Here is a 19,011-nt window from a genome sequence, read left to right as displayed (position 1 = left end):
GTCCGTCGCTCGGCCGACCATCCTCGCTGGTGCGGCTCCCCCGTGGGCCTCGACGGATCCGGACCGGATTGCAAGGCCGCAGCCGGCCGGCGCGTCTGTGCCGACTGTGTTTCGCCCCGCGTCATTCCCCGTCCAGGCAGAACACCACGCCGGCGGTCCGCTCCTTCCGCCAGACGACCTTGACCGCATAACGCATCTTGGCGTCGGTCAGGACCAGTTCGAACGCGTTCTCCAGCAGCGTCACGTGTGAGCCGAGAAATTCCAGCATCGCGCCGCGGTCAGAGATATTCCTGATCTGACAGGGGAACCGCGCCCCATCCGGATGCAGCGCGAAGGCCAGCAGTGCCGTGGGTTTTCGTGCGGTACGGCGTCGTTCCACGGCGCCGCTGCCGGGCGTGGCATTGCGAGACATGGCCGATGTTCCTGCTCATGTCGGCCAACATGGCGCGAGTTCAGTAAAAATGCAGTCGATTTACTAATATGTAATTGACGACTGCACATCTCGCGACGCCGCGCAGGTCCGCGAAGCCGACGCCACCGGGGAGCCCTATCGGCGGTCGTGACCGCGCACGGGCGGGCCCTTGCCGGCCTTGATGAATTTGCCCACGATCAGGCCGAGCGGGACGGACATCAGGAACCAGGCTCTCAGAAATCGCAGCGCCTTCATCGTGAACCGCTCCCTGCTTGCCACCCGTGTCGATATCAGACCCCGGCGCTGTCCGGGATCCCTGGCCGGGGGCCGCATGGCCCTGGAACGACGGTGCGGTCGTTCCCCGGACCACGGGGCCTATCCGATCCGCTGTTAAATTCCTCACCCCGGTGGCCGCTCGGGGGTACACCGGAGGGTCATCGGGAAACCACCATGCGTCTGCACACGGGCCTCGCGCTGCTGCCGAGCCTCCTCGCTCTCTCCGGAGGATTGACCTCCCCCGCGTCAGCCGAAGCGCCGGGGGCGCCGCCGACCCTCACGGCGGCTCTCCCCTGGCCGCAGAACTTCTCCCAGAACGTCCAGGGCACGGGCGTGCCGGGGCTCGATGGCGGACACGCCTTCCTGTGGAACCGGCCCGGGGGTTTCGATCCGGTCTCGACCCTCCGGGTCGATCGGCACGTGCCGGAGGGGTCGGGGGAGGCCACCCATACCTACAAGGCGCTCTGGGTGCTCGGTTCCTCCGGGCCCCACAACGCCGGCTACGAGTGGACAATCACCGGCGAACAGCACAACCGGGCGCTTGCCAGCGCCGGCGCACAGAACGTCGCGGTCAACGGGACGATCTTCAAGGAGCCCAACGGCGTCGGGCCGGTCGGGCCGTCCTGGGCCGGGAACTTCAACTGCGTAGACATGACCGGCGAGGCCGACCCGGTCGCCTCCTGCATCGGCGCCGAGATCGACGTCTCGGCGCAATCGCCGACGACGGATCGCAACCGCCAGCGGGTCGGCCTGCAGGTATCCACCGGCGGCGTGCCGGGCGCCCACACCGGATACGGCATCCTGATGGGCAATCTCTCCGGATCCGTCACCGACCGCGGACTCTCGTTCCAGGGCGAGGGCACCTACGGTATCGGGATCGACGCCGCCGCGGCCCGCTTCACCGGCGTCCCGATCCTGCTTGGCCCGGGGCAGATGATCGGCTTCGACGGCACGCGCCAGGGTGGGTTCACCCGAAGCCTCGGCTTCGACGGGCGCGACCTGATCTACGGGATCGGCGGCGCGCCGGTGTTCCGCGTGAGCGATGCCGGCCGGGTCGAGGCCGCTGCCATCCGCGAGACGCTGCCGCGACCGCCCCGGAGCAGCGGCGAGGCCTGCCTCCCCGGCGACCACGCCTGGGACCAGGCCTACGAGTACCGCTGCGTGGCGCCGAACCGCTGGAAGCGCGCGCCGCTGAGCGACTGGTGAGCGCCGCGGCGCCGGCCGTCAGCGGTCGAGGATGCGCACCACCGCGCGCGTGGCGGGATCGACGACCACGATCTTGTCGCCCGGCGCCACGAAGTAGCCGAAGCGGCGTAGACGGGGGTTCGGGGCCTCCGTGAAGGGCGCGAGCCGCACATCCTCGGGCACGATGCTGCCGGGCCGCAGCGGGATCGAGCCGACGATGGGGCCGGGTCCGACCGGACGGCGCACGATGTAGTCGCGCACGACGACATCGTCGTCGGGGCCGAACTCGTCCGGCTCCACGATCACGGCCTGCGCGAAGGCGGATCCGGTGAACAGGGCGGCGAACCCGAGGGCGGCCGCGAGGCTTGCGCGTTTCGACATGTCGGGCTCCGTGACCACCAGGGCCCGCGGAAACACCGCCGATCCCGGATCGGTTCCCGCCCCGCTCCGGTCAGCGGCCGATCTGGGCGGCCTCGGTCAGCGGCAGCGGCGACCACCGGGTGATCTGAACGTATCCGTCCAGGGCCGCGACCACGATGTGGCGGCGGTGCCGATGCACCACCGCACCGGCCGCGTGGGTGTGGTGTTCCTGCCAACCCTGGGCCTCGGCGACGAAGACCCGGGTCTCGCCCAAGCGGGCGATCGTCTCGACGGTGCCGAAGGCCCGCACCCGCCGCAGGATCGCGGTCACGTCCTGCCGGAAATCGAGGGTGCGGTCGGAATCGCTGGCGCGGGGCCAGTAGGAGCCGTCTCCCTGCGGCTCGGCGAAGCGCCATCGGTTCGGCAGGTCGCGGCCGAGGGGGCCGGCGACGAGGCGCCGGGCCGCCATCTGGCATTTGGCCAGCAGGGTCTCGTGATTCTCCTGCGGGCTCAGCGGAAACATGTCCTGGGCGAGGATGTCGCCGGTGTCGAAGCCGTCAGCGAGCACATGGGCGGTCACGCCCCAGGTCTCGTAACGGTCGAGCACGGCGCGGAACAGCGGGTAGGGGCCGCGCCCGATCGGGAGCGGCGACGGATGGATGTTGAATCCGTAGGCGGCGCGGCCGCGCCAGCCGCGCACCAGCCACGGATAGCCCGCCACCACGAGCGCCCAGTCCTTGCCGTGCTCGGCCTGGATCGCCTCGATGTCGCGCTCCCGGATCCGCGAGAGCTGGATCGGAAGGCGCAGCGTCCGCGCGCGGGCAACGATCACGTCGTTGTGGTCGTAGATCCCGTCGCAGGGGCGGGTGAACAGTTTGATCGGCGTCCAGCCGGCATCCAGAAGCCCCTCGAACACGCCGCCGAGGAAATCGATGCCGGCGAACGCGAACTTCATGCTTCCCGCCTGCGACTCTGTGCACGTGCCGCGCGCAGGCCTATCGCCTGCCCGACACCGCCACGGGCCTTACCTTGATCCCATCGGATTGGGTAGCGCGGGGGTTCCACGTGGGACGGGTCATCATCTACGGCGGAACCGGGGGGATCGGCTTGGCGACCGCAGCCGCCCTGCGTGCCCGCGGCTATGCCCTGCATCTCGCCGCCAGGGAGGGCGATCGGCTGTCCGAGGCCGCCGAGCGACTTGGCGAGACCACGTTCAGCGCCGGCGACATCGCCGATCCCGCCTTCTTCCCCGCGGCGACGGAGGAAGCGGGCCCGGACCTCGCGGGGCTCGTCTACGCGGTTGGGACCATCAATCTGCGTCCCCTGGGCAGGCTGACGCGGGCGGACGTGGAGACCGATTTCCGAATCAACGCCCTCGGCGCCTTCTCGGCGGTACAGGCGGCGGCCGGTGCGCTGAAGCGCGGCGGTGGCGAGGCGGGGGCCGGAATCGTGCTGTTCTCGACGGTCGCGGTCGCCCAGGGCTTCGCGGCGCATGCCTCCGTGGCCATGGCCAAGGGGGCGGTCGAGGGGCTGGCGCTGTCGCTGGCGGCCGAACTCGCTCCGCAGATCCGCGTCAACGTGGTGGCGCCGTCGCTGACCCGGACGCCGCTCGCCGCCGCGATCACCGGCAACGAGACCCTCGCCCAAGGCATCGCCGCGATGCACGCCATCCCGCGGCTCGGCCGGCCGGAGGATGTCGGTGCGCTGGCCGCCTTCCTGGTCTCGGACGAGGCGGCCTGGATCACCGGTCAGGTGATCGGCGTCGATGGCGGCCGTTCCAACCTGCGGACGAAGGGCTGAGGCGATGCCCGTAAAGCGCCCCGCTGGATCCTGTCGAACGCTGCGCTTCGTCCTCGGCGACCAGCTCACCCGCCGCGTCTCGAGCCTGATCGACCTCGATCCGGAGCGCGATGTCGTGCTCATGGTCGAGGTGCGGGACGAGGCGACCTATGTCCGCCACCACAAGCAGAAGATCGCCTTCCTGTTCGCCGCCATGCGCCACGCCGCGGCCGACCTCGCCGCCGAGGGCGTGACCGTCGACTACGTTCGCCTGACCGACCCCGGCAATACCGGCAGCTTCACCGGCGAATTGGAGCGGGCGGTCGCCCGGCACCGTCCCGAGCGCGTGGTGGTCACGGAGCCCGGGGAATGGCGGGTCTGGGCGATGATGCAGGACTGGCGGGAAACGCTCGCCGTGCCGGTGGAGATCCGCGACGACAACCGCTTCCTCTGCCCGCGCGCGGATTTCACCAATTGGGCCGAGGACCGGCACCATCTGCGGATGGAAACCTTCTACCGCGGCATGCGCCGCCGCACCGGTCTGCTCATGGAGAACGGCGAGCCGGTCGGCGGGCGCTGGAACTTCGACGCCGAGAACCGCAAGCGCCTGCCGCGGGGGCATCGGGTACCCGACCGGATCGGATTCCAGCCGGACGCGGTCACCCGGGAGGTGATCGCCCTGGTGGAGCGCGAGTTCGACGGGCATTTCGGCGATCTCGCCACGTTCTCCTGGCCCGTGACGCGGGACGATGCCCTCGCCGCGCTGCGGGATTTCATCGCCGCGTGCCTGCCGACCTTCGGTGACTATCAGGACGCCATGAAGACCGGCGCGCCTTACCTCTATCACGCGCTGATCTCGCCGGCCCTCAATGCCGGTCTGCTGACCGCCGACGAGGTCTGCCGGGCCGCCGAGCGGGCCTATCGCGAGGGCGCAGCGCCCATGCACTGCGTCGAAGGGTTTATCCGGCAGATCCTCGGCTGGCGGGAATACGTCCGGGGTGTCTACTGGGCGCGGATGCCCGCATATCGCGAGACGAACGCCCTCGAAGCGGGACGGGCGCTGCCGTGGTTCTACTGGTCGGGAGAGACCGAGCTCAACTGCATCGCCCAGGTGGTCTCGGACACGCGCGCCCATGCCTACGCCCACCACATCCAGCGCCTGATGGTCACGGGCAACTTCGCCCTGATCGCCGGCCTCGATCCGGCGCAGGTCGAGGAATGGTATCTGATCGTCTTCGCCGACGCCTACGAATGGGTCGAGCTGCCCAACGTGCACGGGATGGTACTCTGGGCCGATGGCGGCGTGATGGGCTCGAAGCCCTATGCCGCATCGGGGGCCTATATCGACCGGATGTCGGATTATTGCGGATCCTGCACGTATGACGTGAAGGTCAAGTCAGGAGCCGCGGCCTGCCCGTTCAACTACCTGTACTGGAATTTTCTGATCGAGAACGAGGATCGACTGGCGCAGAATCCCCGGATGGCGATGCCGTACCGGACGTTGCGCGGCATGACGGACAAGCGGCGCGCCGAGATCCGCCGCGACGCCGCCGCGTTCCTGGAGTCCTTGAGTAGCCGGCCCGATGCCGCTCACCAGGGCGACCAGACCGCGAGCGCCATATAGGGACCGGTCGTCCGCCGACCGGTCTCGGTCTGGACGCCGGCGGAGACGCGGACAGCGAACCGACCGACGGCGAAATCCGTGGCATGCAGGCCGAAGTTCCATTTCCGATAGCCGGTGGCGTCCGTGTACAGACTGAGTTCCGGCCCGAGATAGGCCCCCCAGAGGCGGTAACCCCAGGCTGCGCGGGCCCACAGGCTGTCGCGCGCCGAGCCCACGATCACGGTCATCTGGAGCAACGTCGCCTCGGTCGGACGCGCCCAGATTTCGCCGTGGAGGCGCAGGGCGTAACGGGCGGGCAGAAGGGCCGGCCCCCGGTTGCCCACGAGCATCTCCCGCGTGAACTCGGGGCCCGCGAAGGCTGCGACCACGCCCCAATCGAAGTACCACTGGTAGCCGACAACCAGGGCGCCGGCGGCCGTGTAGCGCCGGCGGGCGCCGTCCGGGCCGCGCTCGTCCCGGCCTCCGCCGCCGACGCTCGCCAGCACGACGGCGCCGTCACGATCGAGGGCCGGCAGGCCGATTTTCACCCCGGTCGTCACGAAGGTCGCGGCCGCGGCGTCGAGGCTGCCGAACAGAAGCGTGTCGATTTCCCCGGCCCGGGCTCCAGCGGGAAACAGCGCGCAGCGGAGAAGGTCCGTGGCCGCGCAGATGAAAATGCCGCTCTGCCTCGATAAGACGCGCACGAGTCGCACCGATCGACCCTGACGCAGGGACGATGTCCGATGAACCCGAGCAAAACGAGCGGTGCGCCCGACGTATCAACGGAAAAAAGCGTCGCCTCTGGTTCTGCAGGGTCGCAAGAGACGATGAGATCCATCGATAGATCTTCAAGAAACATCACCGTTGCTCGGCCTGAGGCCGCCGTCTTCTGATCGCGACCGTCTGCGGTCGGCTCCGTGCCGCCCTGTCGCAAAGCTGCCATGCTTGGCCTGCCACAGGATCTCGGCTAGAGCGCCCGCGGGACAGCGAAGGTTGGCGGATCCTTGACCTCCGGTGCACGAACGTCGGACGTCCTCACGGTGCTGGCGAGCCAGGAGGGCGAGCGCCTCACCGTGGGCGACATCGTCGCGGTCCTCCGGGATCGCGCCTTCGCGCTGCTCGTCGTGCTGCTCGGCTTGCCGAACTGCCTGCCGATGCCGCCGCCGATCCCGCTGATCTGCGGCCTGCTGCTGCTGCTCGTGGCCGTTCAGATCGCCGCCGGCATGTCGGCGCCCTGGCTGCCGCGGATGCTGCTCGGCCGTTCCATCGCTCTGGCCGACGTGCGGCGCGCCGTGACCCGGGCGGTGCCGGTGCTGCGGCGCCTCGAGCGCTGGTCGCGCCCGCGCATGAGCGTGTTCGAGACCGCGCTGGGTATGCGCGGCATGGGCGTCGCTCTGCTGGCCCTGGCGCTCGCCCTGATCGTGGCCGCGCCCATCGTCGGGCAGATCCCTCTCGGGCTCGCCGTCTGCCTCGTGGGCCTCGGCCTCGTCGAGCGGGACGGCATCGTGGTGATCTGCGGCCTGGTCATCGGCCTGTTCGGCGTCGCGATCAACGCCGGCTTCGCCTACGCGGTCATCGCCGGGATCCTGGGACTTCTGAACCTCTGGTAGGGCACGTCAGAGGCGATAGCGGATCTGGTCGGTCCAGAACCGCTCAAGACGGCCGAGCGCTAGGTTGAGCCGGTTGAAGTCGTCGTCGGAGATGCCGCCGATCGGCGCGATCGTGCGGGCGTGCTTGTCGTAGAGACCCTGGATGATCTCGTGCACCTGGCGACCCTTGTCGGTCAGGCTGATCCGGACCGAGCGGCGGTCGGTCTTCGACCGGGCGTGGTGCAGGTAGCCCGACTCCACGAGCTTCTTGACGTTGTAGGAGACGTTGGAGCCGAGATAGTAGCCCTTCGTCCGCAGCTCGCTCGCGGTGAGCTCCTTGTCGCCGATGTTGTACAGGAGCAGGGCCTGGACGCTGTTGACGTCCTCGCGGCCGCGGCGCTCGAACTCGTCCTTGATCACGTCGAGGAGCCGGCGGTGCAGCCGTTCCACCAAGTGGAGAGCCTCCAGATAGGAGCCTTTCCCGGCCAGCGGCTCGTCGGCGGTCTCGATCTGCGTGACCCGGGCGCTCTGCGTCTTCATCTCTGCCTCGCCATCCAATGCTGCGGTATCCGTTCGATGCGGTGCAGCTGATGATGGATAAGCTATCGCTCGGGAATGAAAGGCGATTTAAGCGACAGGATGAATTCCCGATTTACACTTCGCGGTAAAGACAAACTGAAGCGAAGATCAGAACGGTTCGTTCACCGTGCTTCTTGCGCGGCCAGCCAGGACAGCAGGAAGTACAGCGTCACCACACAGCCCCCGAATACGAGTAGCGCGAGCGGCATCGGCAGGAGTTGCGGTGTCAGGACCGCGAGCGTCATTGCGGATGTCACGGCCAGCAGCCAGATCACGCCGCCCCAGGCACTCGTCAGCCACAGGCCGATCGACGCCGCGGCGTCCACCACAGCGAAGGCGACGATCGCCGCCTGACGGCCGAACGGCTCGGTCTCGAACGGCCGCGCCCCGGGGATGACGTCGAGGATCGTGGCCCAGGATGCGATGCTCTTGAGCAGCCAGAGCAGCGCCGTGAGCCGCATGAACCAGATCAGCACCGTGTCCCACGTGCCGGAGGCGGGGCCCTGGGCGCGCTCGATCCGGTCGGTCGGGATCTCGCCGGGCCGGGGGGCCTTGCGCCGGATCGGAAGGTAGCCGGGCACTACGGCGTGCTCGCGGAGGGGAGGGGCCGGTGCATGATGAGGGCCGGGATCCTGATTGATGGCGGCGGGGATGCCGGGTTGAAGCGGTTCCGCGACTCTGCGTCAACGGTCGGGTTTCGCCGCCTCGGCCCGGTGTGCTAATCCGGCGCTTCCGGCGCGCCTGCGCCGAGCGATCCGCGGCGTCGGCCGCGCGAACGGTAGCGAAGCCGCATGTCAGACACCTTGCCAGAGCCGCGTCCCCTCGCCCTGGAGGCCGCCCGCGTCGAGGGCCTCAAGATCACCCAGCGCCCGCGCCGCAACCGCAAGGCTGCCTGGTCGCGTCGCATGGTCCGCGAGCACACGCTTACTGTCGACGACCTGATCTGGCCGATGTTCGTCATCGACGGAACCGGGCGGCGCGAGCCCATCGCGTCGATGCCGGGGGTCGAGCGGCTCTCCGTGGACGAGATCGTCCGCGACGCCGAACGCGCGGCGCGGCTGGGCATTCCAGCCGTGGCGTTCTTCCCGTTCACCGAGGTGGCCCTGCGCGACCCGACGGGATCGGAGGCGCTCAACGCCAACAACCTCGTCTGCCGGGCTGTGCGCGCCGTGAAACAGGCGGTCCCCGAGGTCGGGATCATGACCGACGTGGCCCTCGACCCCTATACCAGTCACGGCCATGACGGCGTGATGAGGGGCGGCGCGATCCTCAACGACGAGACCGTGGCGATCCTCGTGGAGCAGAGCCTGATCCAGGCCGAGGCCGGGGCCGACATCATCGCGCCCTCCGACATGATGGACGGTCGCGTCGGTGCGATCCGGGCCGGGCTCGACAAGGCCGGCTACCTCGACGTGCAGATCATGGCCTACGCGGCCAAGTATGCGAGCGCCTTCTACGGGCCGTTCCGCGACGCGATCGGCACCAAGGCCGCGCTCGTCGGCGACAAGCGCACGTACCAGATGGACCCGGGCAACTCCGCCGAAGCCCTGCGCGAGGTGCGCCTCGACCTCGACGAGGGCGCCGATTCGATCATGGTCAAGCCGGGGCTGCCCTATCTTGACATCATCCGCCGGGTCCGCGACACGTTCCAGGTGCCGACCTTCGCCTATCAGGTGTCGGGGGAGTACGCGATGATCGAGGCGGCCGCACGGAACGGCTGGCTCGACGGCGACCGCGCGATGGTGGAGGCGCTGCTTGCCTTCAAGCGGGCCGGAGCGGACGGCGTCCTCACCTATCACGCCCCCCGGGTCGCCGAGCGCCTGCGCAGCCAACCGTGAAGCCCGCGCACCGCTGGCTCCTCGGAGCGGCGGTCGCGGCGGGCTTCCTCGGCGGGCTCGCGGCCTGCCAGGACACCCAGCGGCGCGAGCGGGTCGCCACCTGTCGCCGGGCGCTACCGGCGATCGCGCCGCAACCCGGGATCCGCCTGCTGCGCGCCGCACCGGGGTCGGCGGCCGATACGGTCCGGGTCGATTACGTCGAAGGCACCCGCCAGCACTGGCTGACCTGCCGCTTCGATGCGGGCACAACCCTCCTGGCCCTGGGCACCGAGGGTCGCAGCCTGTCGGGTCCCGCGCTGTACATGCTGAAGCGCTTCTATCTGGACACGCCCGATGCCGAAGCCGGCGACCCGGTCGAGCGCTGACCGGCCCGAGCGTCTCCGCGCGGAGGCCCCTTGCGACCCCCGCGCCCCGCACCCACTTCATCGTCCGCAGCCTCGCTTGCAGGACGCGACATCATGCAGAACACGCAATCTGGTTACGCCCCGCGATTCGAGACGACCGGTTACGCGGCCTCGCTGCCCGTCCCGTTGGTGCGCGCGAGCCTGGGCGGCCGCACCGTGGCCTACCTCCTCGACATCCTGTTCATCATGGGCTTCACCGCCCTTCTGACCCTGCTGATCACGGTCGTGGGCGTCGTGACCTTCGGGCTGGGCTGGACCCTGTTTGCCGTCCTGCCGGCGAGCGGGATCATCTACAGCGCGATCACCGTCGGCGGTGCACGGCAGAGCACGATCGGGCAGCGGCTGATGGGTCTGCGGGTCGTGGCACCCGAGAGCGGTGCCCGGGTGGACATCATCACGGCGGCCGTCCACGCCCTGTTGTTCTACGTGGCGGTCTCGACCTTCCTGCTGTGGTGCGTGGACGTCGCCTTCGGCCTCGTCCGGTCCGACCGGCGGCTCGGGCACGACGTGCTGCTCGGCCTCGCCGTCGTCCACGCACGCTGAGGCGTCTGTGCCGCGGTGAAAATCTGGCCCGGCGGCGGCCCGGGGCATTGAGCCGGGCCGCCACGCCTGTACATTGGCACGCCGGCGCCGAGAGGACAGACCCGGTGCAGGGTCAAGACCGAGCGTGACCAGTCATCCGCGCGACACACCGCAATTCTACCTCACCGCGCCCTCGCCGTGCCCCTATCTGCCGGGTCAGGAGGAGCGGAAGGTGTTCACCCACCTCGTCGGGCGGCGCGCCCGCGATCTCAACGAGATCCTGACGCAGGGCGGATTCCGCCGCTCGCAGACCATCGCGTACCGGCCGGCCTGCGAGACCTGCCGGGCGTGCATCTCGGTACGCGTGGTGGTCGACGCGTTCGAGCCGAGCGCGAGCCAGCGGCGCATCCTGGCCCGCAATGCGGATTGGGTCGGCACGCCGGAGCCGAACCGGCCGGCTTCCGAGCAATACGCCCTGTTCCGTCGCTACCTGGATGCCCGGCACGGCGACGGCGGCATGGTGGACATGACGGTGCTCGACTATGCCATGATGGTCGAGGACAGCCATGTCGACACGCATCTGGTGTCGTATCGGCGGCACGGGCCGGACACGGCGATCACCGGGCGCGGTTCGGGCCCGCCGCTGGCCTACTGCTTGACGGATGTCCTCGCCGACGGTCTGTCGATGGTCTACTCGTTCTACGATCCCGCTGAGGCCGGGCGCTCGCCGGGCACCTTCATGATCCTGGACCATATCCGGCGCGCCCAGCGCCTCGGCCTGCCGTATCTGTACCTCGGCTACTGGGTCGAGGGTTCGCGCAAGATGGACTACAAGTCCCGATTCCTGCCGCAGGAGCGGTTGATGGGCCAGGGCTGGGTACGGGCGGACTGACGCTCCGCATCCGGTGCCGTTCCGCCATGACGGATCCGCATTGAGTGCCTGGGGCGGTGCATGCTACCCGCCTGGCACGTGTTCCGGACCCTGCCGAGGCCCCATGATCCCCCGCTACAGCCGCCCCGCGATGACGGCGATCTGGTCGCCCGAGACCCGTTTCCGGATCTGGTTCGAGATCGAGGCCCATGCCACCACGGCGCTCGCCGAGATCGGCGTCGTCCCGAAGGCAGCCGCCGAGACGGTCTGGGCGAAGGGCAGGGACGCCGTCTTCGACGTCGCCCGCATCGATGCGATCGAGGCGGTGACCAAGCATGACGTCATCGCTTTCCTGACCCATCTCGCGGAGATCGTCGGTCCCGAGGCGCGCTTCGTCCACCAGGGCATGACCTCCTCGGACGTGCTCGACACCTGCCTCAATGTGCAGCTTGTGCGCGCCGCCGACATCCTGATCGCCGATGTCGACGCGCTGCTGGCGGCGCTGAAGAGCCGCGCTCTGGAACACAAGCACACGCCCACCATCGGCCGCTCCCACGGCATCCATGCCGAGCCGGTGACCTTCGGTCTCAAGCTCGCCCAGGCCTATGCCGAGTTCGCGCGCAACCGGGCGCGCCTCGTTGCGGCCCGCGCGGAGGTCGCCACCTGCGCGATCTCGGGGGCGGTCGGCACCTTCGCCAACATTGATCCCCGGGTGGAGGACTACGTCGCGGCGAAGATGGGCCTGACGCCCGAGCCGGTCTCGACCCAGGTCATCCCGCGCGACCGCCACGCGATGTTCTTCGCGACGCTCGGCGTCGTCGCCTCGTCGCTGGAGCGTCTGGCCATCGAGGTCCGCCATCTCCAGCGCACCGAGGTTCTGGAGGCGGAGGAATTCTTCTCCGAGGGCCAGAAGGGTTCCTCGGCCATGCCGCATAAGCGCAATCCGGTGCTCACCGAGAACATCACCGGCCTGGCGCGGATGGTGCGCGGCTACGTCACCCCGGCCCTGGAGAACGTCGCCCTCTGGCACGAGCGCGACATCTCGCATTCCTCCGTGGAGCGGATGATCGGCCCCGACGCCACCGTGACCCTCGACTTCGCCCTGGCCCGCATGACCAGGGTGATCGAGAAGCTGCTGATCTACCCGGCCACCATGCAGAAGAACCTCGACCGCCTCGGCGGCCTCGTCCATTCGCAGCGGGTGCTGCTGGCGCTCACCCAGGCCGGGGTCTCCCGTGAGGATTCCTACCGGCTGGTCCAGCGCAACGCGATGCCGGTCTGGCGCGGGGAGGGCGACTTCATGGCGCTGTTGAAGGCCGATCCCGAGGTCACCGCCGCACTCACGCCGGAGCAGATCGAGGACTGCTTCGATCTCGGCTATCACTTCAAGCACGTCGACACAATTTTTTCGCGGGTGTTCGGCGCGGCCTGAATGCGCCGGGAAGGCGCAGGTCGTGCTATGAGGTTCGGCATGGCCGATTCCTCCGCATTGCCCGCGCCAAGCGAGCTGGAGAAGTATGAGCAGGTCCTGCCCGGATCTGCCGAGCGCATCGTCGCGCTCGCAGAACGCAGGTCCGATCGAGATCTCTGGGTTCAGAAGCTGCTCGCGCGCGAGGAGCGCTTTACGCGGCTGTTATCATACGGTTCACTGCTGATCGCCGCATCCGGGGCGTGCGTGGGCTTCGCCGCCTTCTTCCTAAAGGCTTTCGAACACTGAGATGTCCGGGCCACCGAAGCCGTCGAACGGCGCTTGGCCCGATCTCGGTGTGGTGGCGGACCTCGAAGCGCTCGTTCCGGGCAGTGGCGCGCGCTTCCTGGACGCATACTTTCGTGCCTTGGAAACGGATGACGACGAACGACGGGCTCAGCTACGGACCATGGTGGCCGATGCTTCGCACGCGCGGATCTATCGGCATCTGTGCTTGTTCCTCGGCACGGCTCTCGCGTCGGGCACCATAGCCTTGGGTGCATTCGCAGTGGCTCAAGGTGCCAATGTCTACGCCATCGCAGCCCTGGTCACGCCGATCGCGGGACTGGCCGGTGTGTTCGTCTGGGGTGGCCAACGTCCGAATGGTGTTGGCCATGCAGGCAACGCGGTCGATAAGCGCCACTCGGATTTTTGACCTGAGACTTCGATAGAGAGCCACCATCATGAGCCGCATCGTCTACCTCAACGGCGAATTCCTCCCCTTCGCGGAGGCCCGCGTGCCGATCATGGACCGCGGCTTCCTGTTCGCCGACGGGATCTACGAGGTCTCGGCGATCCTCGACGGCAGGCTCGTCGACAACGCCGCGCATCTCGCCCGCCTGGATCGCTCCCTGGGCGAGATTGGTATCCGTAACCCGCACGATGCGGCCGGCTGGGAGCGCCTGCAGACCGAGCTGGTCGCCCGGAACGGCGTCACCGAAGGGCTGGTCTACATGCAGGTGACGCGCGGCGTCGCCGAACGCGACTTCGCCTTCCCGAAGGGAGATGTCGCACCCACCGTGATGATGTTCACGCAGGCCAAGACCGTGCTGGCCAACCCGCTGGTCGAGACCGGCGCCCGAGTGATCACCGTCGAGGATCTCCGCTGGAAGCGTCGGGACATCAAGTCGGTGGCTCTGCTGGCCCAGGTGCTCGCCAAGCAGCAGGCCGCGGAGGCCGGCGTCGCGGAGGCCTGGATGGTGGAGGACGGGGCGGTCACGGAGGGCTCCTCGTCCACGGCGTTCATCGTCAGCCGCGACCGGGTGCTGGTGACCCGGCCGCTGTCGACGGCGCTCCTGCCCGGCATCACCCGGGCTTCGGTCCTGAGGCTCGCCCAGGAGGCAGACCTGCGGATCGAGGAGCGCCTGATCCCCGTCGCGGAGGCCTACGAAGCCCAGGAGGCGTTCTATACCAGCGCCTCGGCCTTCGTGATGCCGGTGGTCGAGATCGACAACCGGCCGATCGGAGAGGGCCGTCCCGGTCCGCTCACCCGACGCCTGCGCGAGCTATACATCGAGACGGCCCGCCAGGGTTGAGGCCCGGATCCCGCCCCGGGGCGCTGCCACAGCCCGAGTCGACGGCAGGAACGGATCCACGCTCCGTCTGTTCCTCCCCGAATTCGTATCCCGAAACGGGGAGGCTCCTCTTGCCGAAGACGCTCCTGCTGGCCGCCCTCGCGGCGACCGCATTCGCCGCGACGACCCTTGTCGGGTCGGCCGACGCGCAGACGCCCGACCCGGCCCGGCCGCCAGCGACCGAGACGCCCTCCCGGGACCAGTCGCTCAGTGACAGGCTCCGGCAGAACGACGGTGTCATCAAGCCGCCCGAAACCGGAACGACCGGGACCGTGGTGAGCCCGGACCAGTCCGGCTCGATGCCGGTGATCAAGCCGAACGAATTGCCGGGGCGTTCGCCGGGAACCGAGGCGAAGTAATCCCCTGCGACCGGTCTCGGGGGCCGCCATGCGGCCGGATTGCTTGATTTCGCTGCCTGGATCGCGGAAACGGCTCACGACGTGCGCCGCCTGCACCCGTGGATGGCGCCGTCCCGGTTTCCGTCGCGGGTAAGCAGGCAGACATGGCCAACGTCGTCGTTGTGGGCGCCCAGTGGGGCGACGAAGGCAAGGGGAAGATCGTCGACTGGCTGTCCGAGCAGGCCGACATCGTCGTCCGGTTCCAGGGCGGGCACAATGCCGGCCACACGCTGGTCATCGACGGCGTGACCTACAAGCTGGCACTGCTGCCCTCGGGCGTGGTGCGCGGCAGCAAGCTCTCGGTGATCGGCAACGGCGTCGTGGTCGATCCCTGGCACCTCGTGGACGAGATCGACCGGATCCGGGCGCAGGGCGTCGAGGTCTCGCCCGCCTCCCTGCGGATCGCCGACAACGCGACGCTGATTCTCCCGCTGCACCGCGAGCTCGACCATTTCCGCGAGACCGCCAATGCCGGCCTCAAGATCGGCACCACCAAGCGCGGGATCGGGCCGGCCTACGAGGACAAGGTCGGGCGCCGGGCGATCCGCGTGGTTGACCTCGCCGACCCGGACGCACTGCCGGCCAAGATCGAGCGCGTCCTGACCCACCACAACGCCCTGCGGCGCGGCCTCGGGATCGACGAGGTCAACGCCGAGACCCTGCTGGCCGAGCTGAAGGCCATCGCACCGAAGGTCCTGCCCTATGCCGACACGGTCTGGCGGCTCCTCGACGAGGAGCGCCGGGCCGGCAAGCGGATCCTGTTCGAGGGGGCGCAGGGCGCCCTGCTCGACGTCGATCACGGCACCTATCCCTTCGTCACCTCGTCGAACATCGTGGCCGCGCAGGCCGCCACCGGCTCGGGCCTCGGCCCAGGGGCGATCGGCTACGTGCTCGGCATCGCCAAGGCCTACACGACCCGGGTCGGGGAGGGGCCGTTCCCCACCGAGTTGTTCGACGAAATCGGCGAGACCATCGGCAGCCGCGGCCGGGAGTTCGGCGTCAACACCGGACGCAAGCGCCGCTGCGGCTGGTTCGACGCCGTGCTGGTGCGCCAGACGGTCCGGACCTCCGGTATCCACGGGATCGCCCTGACCAAGCTCGACATCCTCGACGGGTTCGAGGAAATCCGCGTCTGCACCGGCTACATGCTGGACGGGAAGCCGATCGATCACCTCCCGGCGAGCCAAGCCGCCCAGGCCCGCGTGGAGCCGGTCTACGAGGTGATCCCCGGCTGGTCCGAGACCACCGCGGGCGCCCGGTCCTGGGCGGACCTGCCGGCGCAGGCGATCAAGTACGTCCGCCGGATCGAGGAACTGATCGGCGCGCCGGTGGCGCTGCTGTCGACTTCGCCGGAGCGCGACGACACGATCCTCATGCACAACCCCTTCGAGGATTGACGCGCGGAACGCTATCCCGTTGACGACGCGTCTTTTCGACGATCCCGTCTGTATCCACGCCGCGTGACCGCGATCTAGAACGGACACGCGGCTCGGCAGCCGTCCTGGAGGCCGGCGGCCAACGAAGACACGACCGGCGTTCGGCCGCGGCCTCGCGCTGGGAGGACACGACATCACCGGCCGAGGGCCGTGACCGACCCGGCCGGGACGGGCGCGGTGTTCGGCTTCCGGCCACCGACCGGCATCGCCGGATAGCGGCCGTAGGGGCGGATCAGGGGCACATGGCCGATTACTACCCGCTTCTGGCACGCGCACTCGATGCGCTGCCCGATCGAACGCCCGCCCTGCGCAAGGCGGTCTACGACCGTGCGCGCAACGCCCTGATCAGCCAGCTCCGCTCCCTCGACCCGCCGCTATCCGAGGCCGATATCGACCTCGAGCGCCGGGCCCTCGACGCCGCGATCGAGCGGCTCGAAGTCGATCACGGCGGACTTCCGGCCCCGGCCAACGATGCCGCGCAGGCGACGGAGGCCGCCCGACAGCCCGCCGCGCAGCCCGTGTTGCCGGAGCCGTCGCCCCCCCAGCCGGCTCCCGAGCCCACTCTTCCCGCCGCTGGGCCGCCCTTCAATGCGCCCGACGACGCGCCCGCGGAGGCACGCTACGAGCCGCCGACGCTCACACCCGAGCCGGAGCCCCGTGAGGCCCCGATCGCGATCACCCCGCGGCGCCCAGGCCCGGCCCAGGCGGCCGCGCCCGAGCCGTTCGCGCCGGCCGCCGCAGCCCCACCGGCCGAGGATCCCGATGCCGCCGCGTCGGCGATCGATTCCGGCAACGCCCGCCAACGCCCACGCATCGAGGTCGTGCCCCCGCGCGCCGGCCGATCCCGGGTGCTGCGCAATGTCTTCGTCGGCGGCGTGCTCGCCGTGGTCATCGCCCTGATCGCCGTTGCGGCCTTCCTGCTCCGCGACCGGCCGCAGATCCTCGCCTCAGGGGGTGCCGAAACAGCGAACACGCAGCAGCCCGAGGGCGAGACAAAGTTCGGCGACCGCGTCGGCGGTGACGCGACGCCCGCCCCACGCGCCGCCCCGCGACAGGAAAGCGCCGCGCCGCCGCGCGCCGCCGCGCCGGCCAATGAGTCGACGGTCTCGGTCGCCCAGCGGGCCGAACTCATCGAAGAGGGGGCGGGCGGCGAGAATGCGCAGCCGACATCGCTCCCGGGCCGGGTGACCTGGCGCCTCGACACGGTGAACGGCGAGCAGGGGCAGCCGCTCCAGAACGCCGTGGTGGCAACCGTGACCGTTCCGGTTGCGGGTCTCACGCTGGTCATGACGATCCAGCGCAATCTCGATACGACTCTGCCGGCGTCCCACACGGTGAACCTGGCCTTCAGCCAGACCGGCGGTGGCGGCGGCCGGATGGTCCAGGATGTCGGCCTGCTTCAGGCAAAGGACGATCAGAACGCCCGCGGCTCCCCGGTCTCGGGCCTGCCGGTGCGCGTTCGCGACAACCTGTTTTTGATCGGGCTCTCGTCGCTCCCGAACGACGTGGAGCGCAACACCGACATGCTGCTGCACCGGAACTGGTTCGATCTGGCCCTGCGCTACACGTCCGGCCGGCGCGCGGTCCTGACGTTCGAGAAGGGTTCGGCCGGGACGCAGGTGATGAAGAGCGCGTTCGACGCCTGGCAGTGAGCGCCGCGGCCCCGGCGGTGGGGAGGCGCGACGGGCGCGCCCACCCCGGGGATCAGTGGGCTTCGATACCCGCCCGGGGCAATTCCCGGTTGGCGATGTTGCGCTTGACCGCCTCCTGCACCTTCTCGAAGGCGCGGACCTCGATCTGCCGGACCCGCTCACGGGAGACCCCGAACTCGCCGGAGAGATCCTCCAGGGTGATCGGATCCTCGGCGAGCCGCCGGGCCTCGAAGATGCGGCGCTCGCGCGGGTTGAGCACGCCGAGGGCGTCGCGCAGGGCCGAGAGACGGTTCTGTCCCTCCTGCTCGCGGGCGAGCACGGTCTCTTGGCTCGGGGCGTTGTCGACCAACCAGTCCTGCCACTCGCCCTCGCCCTCCTCGCGCAGGGGCGCGTTGAGCGACGTGTCGCCGGACAGACGCCGGTTCATGTCGATCACGTCCTGCTCGGGCACGCCGAGGCGGGTGGCGATGTGTGCGACCTGGTCGGGCTTGAGGTCGCCTTCATCCAGCGCCGAGATCCGGCCCTTGGCCTTGCGCAGGTTGAAGAACAGCTTCTTCTGGTTGGCGGTGGTACCCATCTTCACCAGCGACCACGAGCGCAGGATGTATTCCTGAATCGCGGCCTTGATCCACCACATGGCGTAGGTCGCCAGCCGGAAACCCTTGTCCGGATCGAAGCGCTTGACCGCCTGCATCAGGCCGACATTGCCCTCGGACACCACCTCGCCGATCGGCAGACCGTAGCCGCGGTAGCCCATGGCGATCTTGGCCACGAGGCGCAGGTGCGACGTCACGAGGCGATGCGCGGCCTCGCGGTCACCCGCATCCCGCCACGCCTTGGCGAGCGTGAACTCCTCCGTCGGCTCCAACATCGGGAACTTGCGGATCTCGTCGAGGTAGCGCGACAGGCCACCTTCGTTGGCGAGCACGGGCAGCGTACCGGCCATGGCAATCTCCTGAACCTATGTCCCCCTGTCGGGCGGACGCGACGGACAACAGTGCCGTCCACTCGGGCCGCTCTTGAGCCGACCCTGTCGGCAACCCATGTTCGCATGGGCCGCCGGCG

General features: G+C 69.3%; 22 protein-coding genes. 15 read left to right on the top strand and 7 right to left on the bottom strand.

The genetic code is table 11. The features are described 5' to 3' along the window. Positions 1-121: 121 nt before the first annotated feature. A complete protein-coding gene (locus MKK69_RS23800; RefSeq protein ID WP_243971969.1) occupies positions 122-412 on the bottom strand; it encodes a PilZ domain-containing protein in 291 nt (96 codons plus the stop codon). 450 nt (positions 413-862) lie between these two features. On the opposite strand from MKK69_RS23800, the gene MKK69_RS23795 reads away from it, so the two are divergent. Beyond that, positions 863-1,894: a hypothetical protein gene (locus MKK69_RS23795; RefSeq protein ID WP_243971968.1), complete on the top strand. Its 1,032-nt coding sequence runs from the start codon at positions 863-865 to the stop codon at positions 1,892-1,894. An 18-nt stretch (positions 1,895-1,912) separates the two neighbouring features. Here the strand turns inward: MKK69_RS23795 and MKK69_RS23790 are convergent, their stop codons facing one another. After that, complete coding sequence (locus MKK69_RS23790) at positions 1,913-2,254, bottom strand: hypothetical protein (protein ID WP_243971966.1); 342 nt, start codon at positions 2,252-2,254, stop codon at positions 1,913-1,915. 70 nt (positions 2,255-2,324) lie between these two features. Next, positions 2,325-3,188, bottom strand: coding sequence for a formyltransferase family protein (locus MKK69_RS23785; RefSeq protein WP_243971964.1), 864 nt, complete (start codon positions 3,186-3,188; stop codon positions 2,325-2,327). A gap of 110 nt (positions 3,189-3,298) precedes the next feature. Here MKK69_RS23785 and MKK69_RS23780 point away from each other — a divergent pair, with 110 nt between their 5' ends. Beyond that, positions 3,299-4,033 (top strand): SDR family NAD(P)-dependent oxidoreductase, encoded by a 735-nt coding sequence (locus MKK69_RS23780; protein ID WP_243971962.1) that lies wholly within the window; start codon positions 3,299-3,301, stop codon positions 4,031-4,033. A gap of 4 nt (positions 4,034-4,037) precedes the next feature. Then, positions 4,038-5,636 carry a cryptochrome/photolyase family protein gene (locus MKK69_RS23775; RefSeq protein ID WP_243971960.1) on the top strand — a complete coding sequence of 533 codons (1,599 nt, stop codon included), beginning with the start codon at positions 4,038-4,040 and terminating at the stop codon, positions 5,634-5,636. On the opposite strand, the gene bcsS is transcribed toward MKK69_RS23775, so the two are convergent. Then, complete coding sequence (gene bcsS / locus MKK69_RS23770; protein WP_243971958.1) at positions 5,603-6,319, bottom strand: cellulose biosynthesis protein BcsS; 717 nt, start codon at positions 6,317-6,319, stop codon at positions 5,603-5,605. The genes MKK69_RS23775 and bcsS overlap by 34 nt on opposite strands. Before the next feature lie 300 nt (positions 6,320-6,619). On the opposite strand from bcsS, the gene MKK69_RS23765 reads away from it, so the two are divergent. Beyond that, entirely contained in the window at positions 6,620-7,225 is a 606-nt protein-coding gene (locus MKK69_RS23765; RefSeq protein ID WP_279598581.1) for an exopolysaccharide biosynthesis protein, read from the top strand. A 6-nt stretch (positions 7,226-7,231) separates the two neighbouring features. Here MKK69_RS23765 and ldtR read toward each other — a convergent pair whose 3' ends face one another. Both ldtR and MKK69_RS23755 read right to left on the bottom strand, forming a co-directional pair. Next, a complete protein-coding gene (gene ldtR, locus MKK69_RS23760; protein WP_243971956.1) occupies positions 7,232-7,744 on the bottom strand; it encodes a transcriptional regulator LdtR in 513 nt (170 codons plus the stop codon). Between the two features lie 161 nt (positions 7,745-7,905). Next, positions 7,906-8,364 carry a DUF6163 family protein gene (locus MKK69_RS23755; RefSeq protein WP_243971955.1) on the bottom strand — a complete coding sequence of 153 codons (459 nt, stop codon included), beginning with the start codon at positions 8,362-8,364 and terminating at the stop codon, positions 7,906-7,908. A 210-nt stretch (positions 8,365-8,574) separates the two neighbouring features. Here MKK69_RS23755 and hemB point away from each other — a divergent pair, with 210 nt between their 5' ends. From hemB to MKK69_RS23700, 11 genes are all read left to right on the top strand, one after another. Then, positions 8,575-9,621 carry a porphobilinogen synthase gene (gene hemB / locus MKK69_RS23750; RefSeq protein WP_243971953.1) on the top strand — a complete coding sequence of 349 codons (1,047 nt, stop codon included), beginning with the start codon at positions 8,575-8,577 and terminating at the stop codon, positions 9,619-9,621. Further along, positions 9,618-9,986, top strand: coding sequence for a hypothetical protein (locus tag MKK69_RS23745; protein WP_243971951.1), 369 nt, complete (start codon positions 9,618-9,620; stop codon positions 9,984-9,986). Before hemB ends, MKK69_RS23745 begins: the two co-directional genes overlap by 4 nt. A gap of 93 nt (positions 9,987-10,079) precedes the next feature. Continuing rightward, positions 10,080-10,568 (top strand): RDD family protein, encoded by a 489-nt coding sequence (locus tag MKK69_RS23740; protein WP_243971950.1) that lies wholly within the window; start codon positions 10,080-10,082, stop codon positions 10,566-10,568. A 124-nt stretch (positions 10,569-10,692) separates the two neighbouring features. Further along, positions 10,693-11,439, top strand: a complete 747-nt coding sequence (locus MKK69_RS23735) for an arginyltransferase (RefSeq protein ID WP_243971948.1) — start codon at positions 10,693-10,695, stop codon at positions 11,437-11,439. A gap of 103 nt (positions 11,440-11,542) precedes the next feature. Further along, positions 11,543-12,850, top strand: a complete 1,308-nt coding sequence (purB, locus tag MKK69_RS23730) for an adenylosuccinate lyase (RefSeq protein WP_243971946.1) — start codon at positions 11,543-11,545, stop codon at positions 12,848-12,850. A 39-nt stretch (positions 12,851-12,889) separates the two neighbouring features. Then, positions 12,890-13,135 (top strand): DUF2335 domain-containing protein, encoded by a 246-nt coding sequence (locus MKK69_RS23725; protein WP_243971944.1) that lies wholly within the window; start codon positions 12,890-12,892, stop codon positions 13,133-13,135. A gap of 52 nt (positions 13,136-13,187) precedes the next feature. Continuing rightward, positions 13,188-13,541, top strand: coding sequence for a hypothetical protein (locus tag MKK69_RS23720; RefSeq protein ID WP_243971941.1), 354 nt, complete (start codon positions 13,188-13,190; stop codon positions 13,539-13,541). Between the two features lie 28 nt (positions 13,542-13,569). Next, positions 13,570-14,421, top strand: a complete 852-nt coding sequence (locus tag MKK69_RS23715) for a D-amino-acid transaminase (RefSeq protein WP_243971939.1) — start codon at positions 13,570-13,572, stop codon at positions 14,419-14,421. 110 nt (positions 14,422-14,531) lie between these two features. Continuing rightward, entirely contained in the window at positions 14,532-14,819 is a 288-nt protein-coding gene (locus tag MKK69_RS23710; RefSeq protein WP_243971937.1) for a hypothetical protein, read from the top strand. A 143-nt stretch (positions 14,820-14,962) separates the two neighbouring features. Beyond that, the gene (locus MKK69_RS23705) at positions 14,963-16,255 is read left to right on the top strand and encodes an adenylosuccinate synthase (protein WP_243971935.1); all 1,293 of its coding nucleotides are present in this window, start codon (positions 14,963-14,965) and stop codon (positions 16,253-16,255) included. A 281-nt stretch (positions 16,256-16,536) separates the two neighbouring features. Beyond that, entirely contained in the window at positions 16,537-17,946 is a 1,410-nt protein-coding gene (locus MKK69_RS23700; protein WP_243971933.1) for a histidine kinase, read from the top strand. Positions 17,947-17,998: 52 nt separating this feature from the next. Here MKK69_RS23700 and rpoH read toward each other — a convergent pair whose 3' ends face one another. Then, a complete protein-coding gene (gene rpoH / locus MKK69_RS23695; RefSeq protein WP_243971931.1) occupies positions 17,999-18,892 on the bottom strand; it encodes an RNA polymerase sigma factor RpoH in 894 nt (297 codons plus the stop codon). Positions 18,893-19,011 lie beyond the last annotated feature (119 nt).

Source organism: Methylobacterium sp. J-026, assembly GCF_022829585.1.
Classification (GTDB): domain Bacteria; phylum Pseudomonadota; class Alphaproteobacteria; order Rhizobiales; family Beijerinckiaceae; genus Methylobacterium.
Note: the sequence above shows the minus strand (reverse complement) of the source record. Positions and strands in the feature narration are given on the sequence as shown.

What these genes read in the sequence shown, in the direction of transcription:
- MKK69_RS23800 (WP_243971969.1), bottom strand. Translation starts at nt 412, where the DNA reads ATGTCTCGCAATGCCACGCCCGGCAGCGGCGCCGTGGAACGACGCCGT.
- MKK69_RS23795 (WP_243971968.1), top strand. Translation starts at nt 863, where the DNA reads ATGCGTCTGCACACGGGCCTCGCGCTGCTGCCGAGCCTCCTCGCTCTC.
- MKK69_RS23790 (WP_243971966.1), bottom strand. Translation starts at nt 2,254, where the DNA reads ATGTCGAAACGCGCAAGCCTCGCGGCCGCCCTCGGGTTCGCCGCCCTG.
- MKK69_RS23785 (WP_243971964.1), bottom strand. Translation starts at nt 3,188, where the DNA reads ATGAAGTTCGCGTTCGCCGGCATCGATTTCCTCGGCGGCGTGTTCGAG.
- MKK69_RS23775 (WP_243971960.1), top strand. Translation starts at nt 4,038, where the DNA reads ATGCCCGTAAAGCGCCCCGCTGGATCCTGTCGAACGCTGCGCTTCGTC.
- ldtR (WP_243971956.1), bottom strand. Translation starts at nt 7,744, where the DNA reads ATGAAGACGCAGAGCGCCCGGGTCACGCAGATCGAGACCGCCGACGAG.
- hemB (WP_243971953.1), top strand. Translation starts at nt 8,575, where the DNA reads ATGTCAGACACCTTGCCAGAGCCGCGTCCCCTCGCCCTGGAGGCCGCC.
- MKK69_RS23740 (WP_243971950.1), top strand. Translation starts at nt 10,080, where the DNA reads ATGCAGAACACGCAATCTGGTTACGCCCCGCGATTCGAGACGACCGGT.
- purB (WP_243971946.1), top strand. Translation starts at nt 11,543, where the DNA reads ATGATCCCCCGCTACAGCCGCCCCGCGATGACGGCGATCTGGTCGCCC.
- MKK69_RS23725 (WP_243971944.1), top strand. Translation starts at nt 12,890, where the DNA reads ATGGCCGATTCCTCCGCATTGCCCGCGCCAAGCGAGCTGGAGAAGTAT.
- MKK69_RS23715 (WP_243971939.1), top strand. Translation starts at nt 13,570, where the DNA reads ATGAGCCGCATCGTCTACCTCAACGGCGAATTCCTCCCCTTCGCGGAG.
- MKK69_RS23705 (WP_243971935.1), top strand. Translation starts at nt 14,963, where the DNA reads ATGGCCAACGTCGTCGTTGTGGGCGCCCAGTGGGGCGACGAAGGCAAG.
- MKK69_RS23700 (WP_243971933.1), top strand. Translation starts at nt 16,537, where the DNA reads ATGGCCGATTACTACCCGCTTCTGGCACGCGCACTCGATGCGCTGCCC.
- rpoH (WP_243971931.1), bottom strand. Translation starts at nt 18,892, where the DNA reads ATGGCCGGTACGCTGCCCGTGCTCGCCAACGAAGGTGGCCTGTCGCGC.